15 protein-coding genes are annotated in these 16,129 nt (G+C 41.9%); 7 read left to right on the top strand and 8 right to left on the bottom strand.

Going from position 1 to position 16,129, the window contains the following annotated elements; all coding sequences use genetic code 11:
- Positions 1-41: 41 nt before the first annotated feature.
- On the bottom strand, positions 42-764 hold the full coding sequence (locus BDE27_RS13660) for a M15 family metallopeptidase (protein ID WP_167450608.1): 723 nt from the start codon (positions 762-764) through the stop codon (positions 42-44).
- 260 nt (positions 765-1,024) lie between these two features.
- Here BDE27_RS13660 and pyrI point away from each other — a divergent pair, with 260 nt between their 5' ends.
- The 4 genes from pyrI (at position 1,025) to nrdG (ending at position 4,668) form a co-directional block, all read left to right on the top strand.
- Positions 1,025-1,489, top strand: coding sequence for an aspartate carbamoyltransferase regulatory subunit (gene pyrI, locus BDE27_RS13655; protein WP_099132610.1), 465 nt, complete (start codon positions 1,025-1,027; stop codon positions 1,487-1,489).
- A 138-nt stretch (positions 1,490-1,627) separates the two neighbouring features.
- Positions 1,628-2,014, top strand: coding sequence for a 2-iminobutanoate/2-iminopropanoate deaminase (gene ridA, locus BDE27_RS13650; RefSeq protein WP_074022651.1), 387 nt, complete (start codon positions 1,628-1,630; stop codon positions 2,012-2,014).
- A gap of 265 nt (positions 2,015-2,279) precedes the next feature.
- Complete coding sequence (gene nrdD / locus BDE27_RS13645; protein ID WP_099132676.1) at positions 2,280-4,202, top strand: anaerobic ribonucleoside-triphosphate reductase; 1,923 nt, start codon at positions 2,280-2,282, stop codon at positions 4,200-4,202.
- A gap of 4 nt (positions 4,203-4,206) precedes the next feature.
- Positions 4,207-4,668, top strand: coding sequence for an anaerobic ribonucleoside-triphosphate reductase-activating protein (gene nrdG, locus BDE27_RS13640; RefSeq protein ID WP_099132611.1), 462 nt, complete (start codon positions 4,207-4,209; stop codon positions 4,666-4,668).
- On the opposite strand, the gene BDE27_RS13635 is transcribed toward nrdG, so the two are convergent.
- Positions 4,665-5,096 (bottom strand): YhbP family protein, encoded by a 432-nt coding sequence (locus tag BDE27_RS13635; protein ID WP_099132612.1) that lies wholly within the window; start codon positions 5,094-5,096, stop codon positions 4,665-4,667. The genes nrdG and BDE27_RS13635 overlap by 4 nt on opposite strands.
- Before the next feature lie 117 nt (positions 5,097-5,213).
- Positions 5,214-5,465 (bottom strand): multiple stress resistance protein BhsA, encoded by a 252-nt coding sequence (gene bhsA / locus BDE27_RS13630; RefSeq protein ID WP_099132613.1) that lies wholly within the window; start codon positions 5,463-5,465, stop codon positions 5,214-5,216.
- Between the two features lie 282 nt (positions 5,466-5,747).
- On the opposite strand from bhsA, the gene BDE27_RS13625 reads away from it, so the two are divergent.
- On the top strand, positions 5,748-6,104 hold the full coding sequence (locus tag BDE27_RS13625) for a GIY-YIG nuclease family protein (RefSeq protein ID WP_099132614.1): 357 nt from the start codon (positions 5,748-5,750) through the stop codon (positions 6,102-6,104).
- On the opposite strand, the gene BDE27_RS13620 is transcribed toward BDE27_RS13625, so the two are convergent.
- The 5 genes from BDE27_RS13620 to BDE27_RS13600 form a co-directional block, all read right to left on the bottom strand.
- The gene (locus tag BDE27_RS13620; RefSeq protein WP_099132615.1) at positions 6,067-6,576 is read right to left on the bottom strand and encodes a GNAT family N-acetyltransferase; all 510 of its coding nucleotides are present in this window, start codon (positions 6,574-6,576) and stop codon (positions 6,067-6,069) included. The two genes, BDE27_RS13625 and BDE27_RS13620, sit on opposite strands and share 38 nt — an antisense overlap.
- Positions 6,570-6,710 (bottom strand): hypothetical protein, encoded by a 141-nt coding sequence (locus BDE27_RS13615; protein WP_370588216.1) that lies wholly within the window; start codon positions 6,708-6,710, stop codon positions 6,570-6,572. Before BDE27_RS13615 ends, BDE27_RS13620 begins: the two co-directional genes overlap by 7 nt.
- A 237-nt stretch (positions 6,711-6,947) precedes the next feature.
- Positions 6,948-8,120: an ABC transporter permease gene (locus BDE27_RS13610; protein ID WP_099132616.1), complete on the bottom strand. Its 1,173-nt coding sequence runs from the start codon at positions 8,118-8,120 to the stop codon at positions 6,948-6,950.
- Positions 8,120-9,265: an ABC transporter permease gene (locus BDE27_RS13605; RefSeq protein ID WP_099132617.1), complete on the bottom strand. Its 1,146-nt coding sequence runs from the start codon at positions 9,263-9,265 to the stop codon at positions 8,120-8,122. Before BDE27_RS13605 ends, BDE27_RS13610 begins: the two co-directional genes overlap by 1 nt.
- Positions 9,266-9,286: 21 nt before the next feature.
- A complete protein-coding gene (locus tag BDE27_RS13600) occupies positions 9,287-10,258 on the bottom strand; it encodes an HlyD family secretion protein (RefSeq protein WP_099132618.1) in 972 nt (323 codons plus the stop codon).
- A 906-nt stretch (positions 10,259-11,164) separates the two neighbouring features.
- On the opposite strand from BDE27_RS13600, the gene BDE27_RS13595 reads away from it, so the two are divergent.
- Entirely contained in the window at positions 11,165-14,236 is a 3,072-nt protein-coding gene (locus BDE27_RS13595; RefSeq protein ID WP_099132619.1) for an inverse autotransporter beta domain-containing protein, read from the top strand.
- 192 nt (positions 14,237-14,428) lie between these two features.
- On the top strand, positions 14,429-16,120 hold the full coding sequence (locus BDE27_RS13590; RefSeq protein WP_099132620.1) for a sensor histidine kinase: 1,692 nt from the start codon (positions 14,429-14,431) through the stop codon (positions 16,118-16,120).
- Positions 16,121-16,129: the final 9 nt, after the last annotated feature.

Genomic DNA, 16,129 nt, shown 5'->3' with positions numbered 1-16,129 from the left:
AATAAAAAAGAAGATATTCACGCACTGACTCATTCAATGATTTACTTATTCAAATAGTCTGAAGTTTCATCTATTGCTCCATAAATAGCTGTCCGATTGTTATAAAATGCCCACATGGAGTTACCGTAATCATAATGCCACCACTCAGTCGGTAAATTGGTAAATCCTACTTGCTTCATGGCGTGGTAGAGTAATCGGCGATATAAAGTGGCAGACATATTTTTTTCAGGGGCTTTTTCCAATGCAGCGGTGTAGGAAAGTTCATTCACTTCATCAAACTCTGTCCCCAAAAAAAGTGCATGACCAGATTCTATATTAAAGAGCGTGACATCCACTGCACCTCCTGTCAGATGTGGGCTGATTTGATTTTTTCCTACTGGCGCTGGAGCTACAAATTGCTGTAATAGTTTATGCTGTTCCTCAGCCGATAATTCAGTATATTGCTCTGCGATCTTTACCTGCGTTATCTCTTGCAATGCTTGCTGAGTTTCCCGTGAACGCCAGCCATCCAATACTAAAATCCCCAAATGAGCAGGAAGTAACTGTGATGCTATCCTTAATTTTTCGGCCACACTTTTTCTTACCATACAATATTCAATAGAGCCTTTTATTCCTGCCAGATAATAAACCGATTTTTGTTTTAATTTATTCGAATCAGTAATGATTTCTAAAGATTCATGGCATTCATAAATAGGAATTTCATTAATTATTTTCCAATCAAAATCACCCTCTACCGAGATTTTTTCCGCAGCATTTTTTCCCACGTTTATATTTCCAGAAGAAGCAGATAGCAACATGTTCAACCTTACACTGTGATATTGGTATTGATTTCATTTAAGCAACAATATATTTACAGGTTAGCAACAGAAGTGCTATCCATCAAATTTTATTTATTTTCTATTATTGAGTTAAATCGTCTTTTATATTCAAAAGGTAATCAGGTGAAATGCCAAATCGTCTATGACAAAATAAGCCGACCCTAATATCTGGAGGAGGAATACCGAAACGGTATTCATGACACAACATGACGCAAGACCATCAACTACAAGTAGAAGCCATTAAATGTGGCACGGTTATCGATCACATCCCAGCCCACGTCGGCTTTAAGTTATTGTCACTGTTCAAACTCACCGAAACAGACCAGCGCATTACGATTGGCCTGAATCTGCCTTCCAACCATTTGGGTAAAAAAGATCTGATCAAGATTGAAAACACCTTTCTGACAGCACAACAGGCAAACCAACTCGCCATGTATGCACCCAATGCCACAATCAATAATATTGAGAATTACGTTGTGGTCAAAAAGATGCAAATCAACTTGCCCGACAGAATCGACAGTGTCCTTGTCTGCCCAAACAGTAATTGCATCAGCCATAATGAACCTGTCGACAGCAGCTTCTATGTTATGTCAGAAAAAGACGATGTGGTGTTGCGCTGTAAGTACTGTGAGAAAGAGTTTGATCGTCAAGCCGTTATCGATAACGATTAATCTCCGATTCAAACAATCTATCCGCTGCCAGTTCACGTAATCTGTAAGAATGTCCTGTATCAATTGATGCGGGACAGAGGATCACTATAATGGCGATCCAGAAAATTTTTCCATTTAGATGTCAAACAGGAGTTTCGAATGTCACGTTCTATCCATACCGAAAATGCACCAGCAGCAATCGGCCCTTATGTTCAGGGTGTTGATCTGGGTAGCATGGTTATCACTTCCGGCCAAATCCCTGTTGATCCAAAAACCGGTGCTATCCCTGAAGAGGTGACTGCTCAAGCCCGTCAATCTTTGGAAAACGTTAAAGCTATTATTGAACAATCTGGCTTGAAAGTCGCTGATATCGTAAAAACCACCGTGTTTGTTAAGGATCTGAATGACTTCGCGGCCGTGAACGCAACTTACGAAGCGTTCTTCGCTGAACACAATGCACCGTTCCCTGCCCGTTCATGTGTTGAAGTTGCCCGTCTGCCAAAAGACGTGAAAATCGAAATCGAAGCTATCGCCATTCGTGGCTAATTTGTCGTTTTCTCAACCCTGATAACTCCGGTATCAGGGTTGTTATTCCCGTCTCATCTTCCTCCCCCTCATAATCTTCCCTTTCTCTGTCTTGGATCAATTTTTTAGGTTGTATATTAGCTTATAAAAGCTACATATTGTGTTTTAATATAAAATAACCACTACATATAGTATTTATACACAAAATTATCCACATTAAAGCAGAAAGCGAGCCTTCATCTCATTTTGGCCTGTGGATAACATATTGAGGAGCCATATCGTGAAAATGGTTGTGACGCAACAGGATGACGTTAGTAAGGGCAATACCTCTGAACAGGCTTCCCATACATGGCATGATCGGTTAGATCAAGAAATTCGGGGTCTGATCGAGCAAAGCAATTTCTCTCTTCTCAATGAAAATGCCAATAAAGACAGTAAGGTAATTCCAACCCAGCGTGATTTATTGGCTGGAATTGTCGCCCGACAATATGCCAAGCAACATATTCTGCCACATGATGTAGTGCAGGCACACGATAGAGGAGAAATTCACTATCATGATCTGGATTACGCCCCGTTTTTTCCTATGTTCAACTGTATGCTGATCGATTTGCAGGACATGCTGACTAACGGCTTTAAAATGGGCAATGCGGAAATTGAACCGCCCAAATCCATTTCTACCGCCACTGCGGTCACCGCCCAAATCATCGCACAAGTTGCCAGCCACATTTATGGTGGCACAACCATTAATCGTATTGATGAAGTCCTCGCCCCTTTTGTGAAGGCCAGTTATGACAAACATCTGGCCATTGCCAAAGAGTGGAATATTGCCGATCAGCTTGCCTATGCAGAAGCCCGCACGGAAAAAGAGTGTTATGACGCCTTCCAGTCTCTGGAATATGAAGTCAATACGCTGCATACCGCCAATGGACAAACACCATTTGTCACTTTCGGTTTCGGATTGGGGACAACCAACGAAGCCCGCCTGATTCAAATTTCAATTCTGCGCAACCGCATTGCGGGTTTGGGAAAAAACCGTAAGACCGCCGTTTTCCCCAAACTGGTTTTTACCATTCGTGATGGATTGAATCACCGGTTTGGTGATCCCCACTATGACATCAAATTACTGGCCCTGGAATGTGCCAGTAAACGCATGTATCCCGATATCCTCAATTATGATCAAGTGATCAAAGTAACAGGATCATTTAAAACGCCAATGGGTTGCCGCAGTTTTCTCAGCGTGTATGAGGAAAACGGTCAGCAAATTCACGAAGGGCGTAACAATTTAGGCGTTATCAGCCTGAACCTTCCCCGCATTGCGCTCGAAGCTAAGGGTAACGAAGCTGATTTTTGGCAAATTTTGGATCAACGCTTGTCACTCGCCAAAAAAGCGCTGATAACCCGAATTTCTCGCCTCGAAAATACCAAGGCTCGCGTTGCCCCGATCCTCTATATGGAAGGTGCATGTGGTGTACGCCTGAAAGCAGATGACAATATTGCCGATATTTTCAAACAGGGCCGTGCTTCTATTTCGTTGGGCTATATTGGCATTCATGAAACAATAAATGCGTTATATGGTAATCACATTCACCTGTTTGATGATCAACAGCGCCAGCAGAAAGCCATCTCTATTGTTAAACGCTTACGTAACGCCGTCGATCAGTGGAAGCGGGAGACGGGTTATGGGTTTAGTTTGTACAGTACACCAAGCGAGAATTTATGTGACCGCTTCTGCCGTTTGGATACCGCTGAATTTGGCATCATCCAAGGTGTCACCGATAAGGGCTATTATACCAACAGCTTCCATCTGGATGTGGAAAGGAAGGTTAATCCCTATGATAAGCTGGACTTTGAAGCACCCTATCCACCATTAGCAAACGGTGGTTTTATTTGCTACGGCGAGTATCCCAATCTGCAACATAATTTGAAAGCATTAGAAGATGTCTGGGATTACAGTTATTCACGTGTGCCTTACTATGGCACCAATACGCCAATTGATGAGTGTTATCAATGTGGTTTTACCGGTGAGTTTGCCTGTACCAGTAAGGGATTCACCTGTCCCCAATGTGGCAATCATGATCCAGCCCATGTTTCAGTTATTCGCCGTGTTTGTGGTTACCTCGGCAGCCCGGATGCCCGCCCATTCAATGCCGGTAAGCAGGAGGAAGTGAAACGCCGCGTGAAACATCTCGGCAATGGGCAAATAGGTTAATAGCATGAATTATCATCAATATTATCCGCTTGATGTGGTAAATGGCCCCGGAACTCGTTGTACGCTGTTCGTATCAGGTTGTTTGCATCAATGCCGTGGCTGCTACAACCAAAGTACATGGCGAATCGATTCAGGCCAGCCTTTTACGCAAGCAATCGAAGATCAGATCATCGCTGACCTAAAAGATCATCGTATTAAACGGCAAGGTCTGTCACTGTCTGGTGGTGATCCTCTGCATCCCCATAATGTTCCCCACATACTGCAACTGGTTAAACGTGTACAGGAAGAATGCCCAGATAAGGATATCTGGCTATGGACAGGTTATGTCCTTAATGAATTAAGTGAAATTCAACAAGAAGTTATCAGTTATATCCATGTGGTAGTGGATGGGAAATTTGAACAAGTGCTGTATGATCCTTCGTTAATCTGGCGAGGCAGCCATAATCAGGTTATCCACTATTTTTAACGCTGCCAATGCAATTTTTTGCCAAAACCGAGGGTATTATTCACCATTTTAATTTCATTGATATTGAGCTGCCAGATTGGGGACTTGGCTGCCAAAGCGATGGGAAAACGGCGGCAATAACGTGCTCTGGCGATAGTTTCAGCTTCACCTGCCAATGGAATGACTTCACCACGAAATTGAACACCCTTGATTTGCGCGATATTGCGTGTTTGGCCGGCAACAGTACCTGCAACGATAGGATTGTTTTGCATCATCTGGCCGTGGCGGGTATCAGATTCCGTCATAAACCAGAACACCATGCTATCAGCATCAAAAACATAAAAACAGTTCGCACACCATAAATCCTGGGTTGAAGAAGTGCAAAGAGTAAATACATGCTGCCTGGCAAGATATCGGCTAATTATTAAAATTTCTTTATTTAAATCCATATATTTCCATACCGTTATTTTATTTAAGCCATAACAGAACACGACAGACGCCTTATCCAGTTACGTGTTCTGAATTTGACTCAATAAATCCTGAGGTTTGTATAGAAACACTATAAATTATTTATAAATTTCGGCAACTCCACTGAGTTGATTCTGGCCATTTGCAGACACAACACGGAAATGAGTTGCTCCAGCTTCATCAGCTTTTTTGGATAACTCTGCGGTCAGGCTATCTAGTGTCTCTGCACCACTCACTGAAACAACCCCGATCTTTTCTCCCTTAGCAACCTGAACTTCAGTAGCAGCAAAAGAACCGGAATAAACCGCACTTAATGCTAAAATAGCGATAATAGTTTTTACATTTTTCATATTTTGCTCCTCTACTCATTTTTAACATGGCATTAATCTCTTGTAATTGTGAGCATGTTATACGCTTGTTCAGAATATTATAATTAGCAATTGTTGCTATATTTTTTCAATTTTTTTGAACAAAAAACACTGACACTGGTTAATGAATGACATATAATTTTAATAAATTCATTTTGTTATATTTAAAAATCATCAAAAACTCAGCTTATAATCACACTTATCACTGAAATATGCGTTAATTTCCTACATAAATTAAATTGCTAAAATTATTAAAAATAAATAATGAATATTAAAGTATCTCACTGGTATATTTATCTGATCAGAACACGGGATGGGAGCCTGTATACCGGAATAACCAACAATATCTCTTGTCGATTTAAGCAACATGCAGCCGGAAAAGGCGCAAAATACCTGAAAGGAAAAGCCCCCTTGACGTTGGTCTATCAAAGTCAGGTGGGGGATAAAAGTGTGGCATTAAAAATGGAATATCGCGTGAAAAAACTGAGTAAGCAACAAAAAGAAAGGCTAGTGATAGACCAGCCTCTCTGCATAACGACTTATTTAACAAAAATCAGTTCATCTGAGAAGCTTTTCACTCAGGTTATGCCCACAGGTGAGCAAAATGGGCTGGATAAGTAACCAAACCATGACAGTCTCCCTGTGAAATATCAGCCAGGGGATAGATCAAGAAGTAATCCTCACAATCAGGCCATTGGCAATGCACTTGATATTCACTAGCAAGTTTAAAACCCAAACGGCAGTAGTATTGAGGCTCCCCCAGCACTACAACCGCTCCATATCCAAACTCGTTCAGGCTATCTAGTCCTTCATAAACCAATTTTTCACCAAGCCCATGACAACGATACGGTTCCGCCACTGCCAATGGCGCCAAACCTACCCATTGATGATCTTCACCATTGATATCAACAGGTGCGAAACCGGCATAACCAATCACATGGCCTTCATCGTCGGTCGCAACAATACCTAGTGTCAATAAACCATCTTCTCTTAGTTGATGAATTAACTCAGCTTCTGCCGATGTTTCAAAAGATTGGCGTAACAAACAATCAATCCCCATAGCATCGACAGGAATTTCGACCCTGATTAACATGACGATAACGCGCGATCGTTCTGATCAGCGCCCTCTTTCTGTCCCACTTTGATCAATTCAGCCAGACGCAATAGACCAAAGCGAAGGATGGATGGCATAGATCCCACTTCAATGGAATCCATCTGATTTTTCACATGTAGTCCCAATTCTGTATTCCCTTCAACCCATAAACGATGCTGAAAAACAATGTATCAGGAAAGAGATTAATAGAGAAAAGGAGTTGCTTACAATGTGAAATTCGATGATAAATCCCTTATTAAAAAACGTCTACCGAACGAATCGCAACAGCCTTACAGACATTCAAATCCCCTGTAGAATTTGAATGATCAAATATCCCTGTCGGCTTCTTTATGGATGTGATTTTATGGATATTACGATGAAAAGAACTGTTTAATACGCTGGATGATACAACGAAATTCTTTATTGCGCAGCATACCAACCAAAATGCCTAAAACCATATACATCACACCAAGCAGTAACATCATGCCGATATCTTTGTATACATTGTGCAATGGCAATCCCATTTGATTAACCCCTGCTATTGCTTTTGTCGCCCATGTCGAGGGCAATGCCAATGAGATCACCCTGACCCAATCAGGCATCGCCTGGGGCGGCCAGATTGTGCCGGAAATATAGAAGATTGGCGTGGTAATAAAAGCCAGCGTTAAATAAATCATTTCCACGCTACGCAAACATTCTGTCACCAATTTTCCCAATCCCAATACCGTCAACAAGAATGGAAATGTCAGTAAAAGCACAAGGTAAATCGGTGCATCCTGCCGATACCCCAATATCCACGGCCACAGGATAAAAAAGATCACTGACAGAAATAGCCAGATAGGGATCAAAGCGGACAATGTTCCTAAATAGACGGGTAACGGCGGATTACCTTTGGGCGTTTCCCGCAGGGTAATACTGACGCGAACACAAGCTACTAACAAAGAGTGTTGCAACAGCATGACCAATAAACCAGGAAATATGATTGCAGCATAGCTGACACCCGGATTAAATAACCCAATAGTTTCACTTCGAATCGGTTGTAGCAAAGTTTTCACCTGCTCAATGCTGAAACCCGATTGCAAAAGTAATTTGCCGTTGTATTCTGACAAAAGTTGTTGATAAGCCAGTGCTAAATCCTGTTGGATCTGCCCATTGGCGAGACGATTTGTCGCATCACCATAAACCGGCACAGTGACATTCTGTCCACTCAACAGACGTTTTTCAAAATCCACCGGCACGATGATAATGGCAAAGATTGTGCGCTGTAGCATGTCACGACGGGCATCATCGAGATTGCTGTAGATTTGGGGTGCCACTTTTGCCATGGAATCAATACGGCGGATCAGCGTGCGACTCGCATGGCTGTTATCCTGATCGATCACTGCAATCGGTAAGTCCCACAAAGAAGGACGAATGTAGACCAGGCTCATCACACATAGCGAAACAATCAACAGCAACCACATGGGTTTTTCCAGCATCCCCAAAAATACATCGCGCAGGGTCTGCCAATACAACGCCCAATTTGTTTGCCCATTACTCGACATTATGCGGTTCCCTCTGATCGATTAAGGCGCTGCCACAAGCGATTGCGAATCAAAAGGCCACAAACCGCAGGATAGATCATCAATATCAGGCAAACATGCAAAATAATCTGTAGTGATACCTCTCGCAGGAAGATATCAAACATGGCATTCAAAGCATAAGTTAATGGCTCAAGAGTAGAGATAACCCTCGCGGGCCATACCATAGAGAGTGTTGGCACGAGCATGCCAGAAAACGTCATCGCAATACTGACTAACATCCCAATCAAGGTATAGGCAGTTATTGCACTGTTGGTGAAGGTAAACAGCAATAGGCCAATGCTTTGTGCAGCAATCACATAGAAAAATCCAACAATCGGCATATACAAAGGATTACCCGCTACTTTTGCTCCCGAAAAAAGAACCAGTGCCGTAATTTCCACCATCAATAGCAGTGTGAAAATCAAGGTATAAGGCGCCAATTTTCCCAACAATGCTCCGATGAAATATCTCGTTTCCAAGAGCTGTTTTCCTCTGGCCATTGTATAGATAGTACATGTGACGACAAAAAGTTGTAATAGATGAATGGTTGCCGCAAATTGCTGGTAATAGATATAACTGCCGCTGGCGTTAAACAAGCTGTCATAGGACATGGTTGCTTTAGCTAATGGAGGTAACTGCCGGCCTATTTCGGAAGCAATGATTGTACGGTATTTTGCATTAGTTTCCGCCACCAATCCGCTGAAATCCTGAGTCGAGTAGCGACCTGCGCCATAAAATAGGGCATTGTAATACATACTTACCGTCGGCTGTTTCCCGCTTAAAGCATCTTTTTCAAAATCCTCAGGGATATAAAGTAGGGAGTAATCCTGCGCCCTACGCAAACGTTCTATAGATTCTGGCAAGCTATTGTCATAAGACTTAATATTCGCATGGGGTGCAGCATCCAAGTTACGGATAAAAGTGCGTGACAGCGTACTCTGGTCATTATCCACAACCGAAACAGGCAAATTAAACAGTGTTCCTTCTGAATAATTAGCACTAATTAAGATAAACAGCAGCAAAGGAAACAGCCACCCTAGCCAGTGAAAAACCGGACTATGCAGCGCAGTACTAAATTCTCGCGTAAATTCCTGTTCGAAACTGCTCCACACCGCTTTTCTATTCATCAGGCGGCCCTTATTTATACCTTACTTATTCCAGAGCCATAAGGCACTCATACCCGGACGTAAGCCATCAACGGGTTGCAATGGATATAACCGAACCTCAAACGTTCTCAGGTCAAAATCCCCCGTCGCCCGGGTTGCGCGTTTCGTTGCATAATCCCCCATTGGCGCGATATAACGGATTTCAGCTTCAATCTCTTTATTTCCCAGTGCAGGTACACGCAATTTAATTTTGTCGCCCTTGCGAACGTTCGCCAAAATATTTTCACGCAGGTTATAAACAAAATAAGCCTCTGAAATACGTATCAATGTCGCCAACGGGCTATTAGCATTAAAAAGTTGACCAACTTCTGCCGGCAATGGCCCGATTTCGCCATCAACAGGGGCTTTGACTTGCAGATCATCACTCTGTATTTTCAATTCACGCAGGTTTTCTTCTGCTTCATTCAATGCTGCCTGAAACTGCTGTCTTAACTCTATACGGTCGCCATTTTTTCCTTCATCCAAATCTGCTTTAGCCCCCAACATCTTTTGATAGGCAATATCCCGTGCGTTGCGTGCATTATCCAGAGCACTGGCAGATACATAGCCGTTGGCTGACATATTTTTGAGGCGATTAAATTCACGTTGTGCGTTTGTGTACTCTGATTGGGCCTGTGCAAAAATAGCTTCTAAATTTCGAATGTTCTCCTCTCGAGTTCCATGCAGGGATAATTCAAGTTTTGCCTTAGCTTGATCACGTACAGCTTGCGCCGCGGCAACTTTAGCCGCCAGTTCAGGACTATCAAGACTCACCATCAGTTGTCCTGCTTTGACACTATCTCCTCGTTCAATATGGACCTTAACGACTCGCCCCATCGCTTTAGACGCAACAATAACTTCTGGCGCATCAACCTCTCCTTGCAACAAGAGCTCCTGACTATGGGAACGGAAAAGTACTGCCATCGCGATTAGAAAAATAATCAGTAATATTGTGAAAAGTGTTCTTTTCTTCATTATGTTCTGCAAGCCTTAAGCGTACTATCAGATCAAAATTTTCGATAAAATTACAGCCAGCCCGATATTATTTACAGTGTCAGTTAAGTTAAGGCAAACCGCATAAACTATGCCTAAATATTCTCCACTGCCTAAATTTTAGCACTTCCGGGGAAAAACCCCTTATCAGTGATAAATACTGCCATAAACCCTATAACGCTGGTAAGCAAAGGTCATATCGGTATAAAACCCCATAATAATAGTATGATGTTTTTTAACAAATATAAAACATTTAACACATCATCATATAAAACTGAATAGTAATCACAAAAACAATTAGTTAATTAAATTTATATTAATTAATTTAATAGAGAGAATGAATTAATCGCTATAATTCTTTTTCATTCAAGATAAATATTGAAAAAATAAAAGACCTGCGAAAAATAAACGTAAATTATGCAATAAAATTAAATATTTCAATTAAAATTATAAATTCGTATTTATTAATAGAGTAAAAAAACAAATGCTATCTTTCAGCCCCAAATATTTTCGATAACTATTCATTCCCAATAAGAATCAGCTGATTTTATTTTATAACAAAATAGAAAACAAATAATAAACAAATCATGTTTTCTTGCATTTTTATAACAATCAGAAAAAGGCATTAAGATAATATAAAACAAAATGATAACCATTTATTTTTACTTAATTATTTAAATAAAATGGGGTTTAAATATCAAATTGATTGATATAAAAAGTTATATTGATCAAAAAATAATTTTATGCTGGAATAAAAAACCACACTTGGCGTTTTTCTCCCTAATTACACGACTTATGGCAGGCAGTAAATAGAAAATAATATCCTGGAATGGATAGGTTTGCTGCTGGCTATCGCATGGTATTTTTTATTGTTACGGGTCTATAGATATGAACAAAAAATTCGATAAGCCACGCTTACATAATAAGCAAAGTTTGGTGAAACGTGTAGCCTGGGTGAACATTGTCACCCAACTTGCGTTTCCCGTTGCTGGTGCATTCACTCCCGTTATCGCTACTGCCGAAACCCTCTCAACTTTTCAAAATGAAACATGGGGATTACCAACAGAGCCTTATGTCCTGAAATCAGGAGAAAATGTCAAAATCGTCGCTAAACGTTATGGTTTAACTGTCTCTGATTTAAAAAAAATCAACCAATTGCGTACCTTTGATAAGCCTTTTATCACACTCGGAGTGGGTAGCGAGATTGATGTTCCAAAACCTCGAAACAATAAATTTTTACCTTTTAACTATTCCTCATCAGAAATCTCTTTATCAAAGCAACCTTTATTAAAACAATCATCATTAGAACAACCCTCATTAGACAAAGTCCCTCTTAAAGAAGACAAGTCTTCTATTGATGAAAATTCTAGTAATCTGGCTGAGATTTCCTCTCGCATTGGCCAGTTACTAGCCAGTGACGACATTAAGAATAATGCAGCAAGCCAATTAAACAGCCTGGCAATGGGCGAAGCCAATCAGAAAATTCAAAATTGGTTGGGACGCTATGGCACTGCTCGTGTACAGCTTAATATAGATAGTCATGGCCATTTGAATGACAGCCAATTTGATATGTTACTGCCGCTGTATGATACCTATCACCAGATGATTTTTACACAGTTCGGCTTGCGCCATATTGATAAACGCAATACCGCCAATATTGGATTTGGACAACGTCATTTTTTTGATGATTGGATGCTGGGCTACAATGCTTTCTTCGACCACGATATCACTGGTGATAATAGCCGACTCGGTCTTGGGGCAGAATATGCCCGCAATTACCTGAAATTAGCGGCTAACGGCTATATTCGCTTAAGTAATTGGAAAGAATCCCGCCTATTGACCGATTATGATGAGCGCCCCGCCAATGGCTTCGACCTGAAAGTACAAGGTTATTTGCCTTCTTTACCACAATTCGGTGGTAAGTTGGTGTATGAGCAATATTTCGGGAATGAAGTTGGGCTTATGAGTAAAGACCATCGCCAGAAAAATCCCTCGGCCTTCACTTTCGGGGTTGATTACACGCCTATCCCATTGCTGACTTTCGGTATTGACCGCAAACAAGCTATGTCCGGTGGTGGGGAAACCCTGTTCAATATCGAACTGAGTTATGAGATTGGTACGCCATGGGCTAAACAGATTGATCCAGATGCAGTAGCATTTAAGCGCTCTCTGCAAGGCAGCCGCTATGATCTGGTTGATCGCAACAACCAGATCGTTTTGGAATATCGCAAACGTGAAGTGATCTCTCTGGCAATAGATAATTTGATTATTGGTCATGCGAGAGATACCAAACCTCTCCATGTCAGTGTCAACAGCAAATATGGGTTTAAAGATATTGAGTGGGATGCAGCAGACTTTTTTGCCAATGGAGGTAATATCCAACACCAAGGTAGCACACACTACCTATTGACCTTGCCCAAATATCAATCTCAGGGCAACAATACCTACACGGTGGGAGCTATTGCTTACGATGAGCACGGCAATACATCCAAACGGGCTGAAGTAAAAGTACAAGTGCTTCCCGCTGTAGTTAATGCTAATAAATCCACCTTCTCAGCAAAAGACAAAGAGCTTCTGGCTGATGGTCATGTCACTACCCTCCTGACATTAACTCTGAAAGATAAAGATGACAAACCTATACGCGGAGCTGCCTCAGACATCAAATTGGTCTCAAGTGGATTAAGTGGAAATGGCAGTGATCCCAAGATCGATAAAATGAAAGAAGTCCAACCGGGTATCTATGAATCTAAACTCACTGCTGGCGAAAAGAGCGGGGTACTGAAAATCACTCCAGAAGTAGAGGGTATTATCATCAAGCCCGTCGAGATCATGTTCGTACATCCTGAGGCGCCAATCGTCAAAAATTTAGCCATAGCTGGCAAATTGGAGATGGGCCAGAAATTAAGCGCAACCTATACCTTTAATCCTAATCATGGCGACCCAACGGATAAATCAATCTATGTCTGGGGCAATAAGGGCAATATTGACATAACCAAAGGCCATACAATAACAGAATCAGGCAAGATCCCCGACTATACATTGACACTGTCAGATGCGGGTAGGGTGAAAGAGATTGCTGTTCAGGCAAAAAATGCGATGGATCGTATCGGCAATACACAGAGCGTTGATACCAGCATGAGTGCCGATCAAGGAAACCATACCCATGATGGTGGAAAAGGGGGTACTGTCAGAGGGCTAGCCGACGATATGACGATCACAGTAAGCGCTGATAAGGTTAAAAACCATGAACCGATCATACTGAAAATCAAAACGCTAAATCACGAACAGCCAGCCCAAAATGTCGCAGTCAGAGTTAACGCCATCAAGTCACTGAATCGTCAGAATGTTACTGAGAAAATCACGGCTTTACTGAGAGGCAAATCAGGTACGTACCAAGGTTTCACGGACGATCAAGGTGTTTTGTCTATTGCCGTGACCGATCCGAACGGGCTTGGCGTGAAGACGACATTATCTATCTCAGTGGACGGTATTGCGGCCTCACAAACTAAAGATGTCATTTTTACTGTGGCTACCAGCCCAGACGTTCCCGTAGCTAATTTTTGGGGGCATATGCCTGATACCGTAGTGGCTGAAAATGGCGTTATCTTTAAGCGCCCTCGATTGCAAGCAGAACTAATGGCTAATCATTTATTCGGACAGGACACTTATACCGAAGATGGCGAAATATGGCCACGCCGTCACGCAACAGGAGCCGCATGGTACTGTAAGAAAATACATAGCAAGTTGCCAACAAAAGAAGATTTGATGGCTCTGTACCGGGTCCATCCAAACAATGCAATGCATGACCAACTTGGTTGGCCTGAACGTCGCTCCTATCGTTCTGCAACGATAGGGAAAGACGAAAAAGGGAAAGATGAACATTACGTTGTGAATATAAACGAAGGATTTGAACATGTTGTCAGTGATAAAGTCTATGATTACGTTATCTGTAAAGAATAACGCCATTTGTAAGTCATTTTCATTGTCTGGCAAAATCCGCCCCAAGAGGGGCGGATAATTCTTCCCCAGTCCTATAAATACGTTATCCTGCCACACCTATTGACTTGACGGTGTTAAATTCTACCTTTGATAATAGCGTCTTAAATTTTTATCGTTATTAATCACATATTATTAATTACAAAATGAAAATATATGTACGAATTTAACCTTGTGTTGTTATTACTTCAGCAGATGTGTATCTATCTGGTGATCGCTTGGCTCCTGAGTAAAACCCCCCTGTTTATTCCCTTGTTGCAAGTAACTGGCCGTTTACCTCATCAGCTGATGTGTTACGTAATTTTTTCCATCTTCTGCATTATGGGAACGTATTTTGGGCTAAATGTTAACGATTCGATTGCCAATACCCGTGCGATTGGTGCTGTGTTGGGAGGCTTTCTCGGCGGACCAACAGTCGGTGCGATGGTAGGGTTCACTGGGGGTTTACACCGCTATTCTCTCGGCGGGATGACTGCATTTAGCTGTATGGTATCCACCATTGTAGAAGGTGTATTGGGTGGCCTTGTACATATTTATTTGATGAAAAAAGGACAGATCAATAAATTATTGAACCCGTGGACGGCGGCCATTGTCACTTTCCTTGCTGAATGTAACCAAATGGGCATTATCCTGCTACTTGCCAATCCTTTTAGTGAAGCTCTGAGTTTAGTAAAAGATATTGCTGCCCCCATGATCATCGCCAATAGTATCGGGGCGGCCATGTTTATCCGTATCTTATTGGACAGACGCGCTATTTTCGAAAAATACACCAGCGCTTTTTCTGCCCAAGCGTTAAAAATTGCTGTTTGTACAGAGGGAATTTTACGTAAGGGATTCAATGAAGATAATAGTATGCGCGTAGCCAAAGTTATCTATCAGGAGTTAGAGATCGGGGCCGTCGCGATTACGGATAGGGAGAAGTTACTGGCGTTTATTGGTATCGGCTCAGATCACCATTTACCCGGCACCCCGATTGCTTCCAAACAGTCTCATCGTGCCATTGAGAATAATGAAGTTGTCTATGCCGATGGCAATGAAACTCCTTATTGCTGTTCCCTTAGCTCAACCTGCAAACTTGGCTCCGCTCTGGTAATCCCTTTACGGGGGGAAAACCAACAGGTTATTGGTACTATCAAACTCTACGAAGCCAAGAATCGTCTATTCAGTTCCATCAATCGCACATTGGGAGAGGGAATTGCCAGCCTGCTTTCTGCCCAAATTCTTGCCGGACAGTACGAACGGAATAAACAATCTTTGCTACAATCAGAAATAAAGCTCCTTCACGCGCAAGTGAATCCTCACTTTTTATTTAATGCCTTAAATACACTGCAAGCTGTTATCCGTCGGGATAGCCAGCAGGCAGGCCAGCTTGTGCAGTATCTCTCAACATTTTTCCGTAAGAATTTAAAGCGACCTGAAGATATCGCCACGTTAGAAAATGAGCTAGAGCATGTAAACGCTTACTTACAAATTGAAAAGGCCCGTTTCCGTGAACACCTCCAAATTGCTATCGAGATACCTGAATCCTTACGCAATGCACGGTTACCAGCCTTTTCCCTCCAACCAATGGTAGAAAATGCCATTAAACATGGCACATCACAGTTACTGGATACAGGAAGAATTACGATTAGAGCCTATCAAGAAGACCAATTGCTATTGGCAGAGATTGAAGATAATGCAGGGCTATATTGCCCCAAAAAAGTGGGGGATGAAGGTCTTGGGATGAGCTTAGTAGATAAACGTCTGCGGCTTCGTTATGGTAAACAGTATGGGGTGAGAGTTGATTGTCAACCAGAAGAATTTACCCGTGTCATTTTGTGTTTGCCATTAGAAAAAAAAACAGGCTAAAAAAGCGGC

Origin of the sequence: Xenorhabdus ehlersii (genome assembly GCF_003610465.1) — a bacterium.
In the GTDB taxonomy this organism is placed as follows: Bacteria; Pseudomonadota; Gammaproteobacteria; order Enterobacterales; family Enterobacteriaceae; genus Xenorhabdus; species Xenorhabdus ehlersii.
The sequence above is the reverse complement of the archived record's forward strand: the minus strand, read 5'-3'. Positions and strand labels throughout refer to the sequence as shown.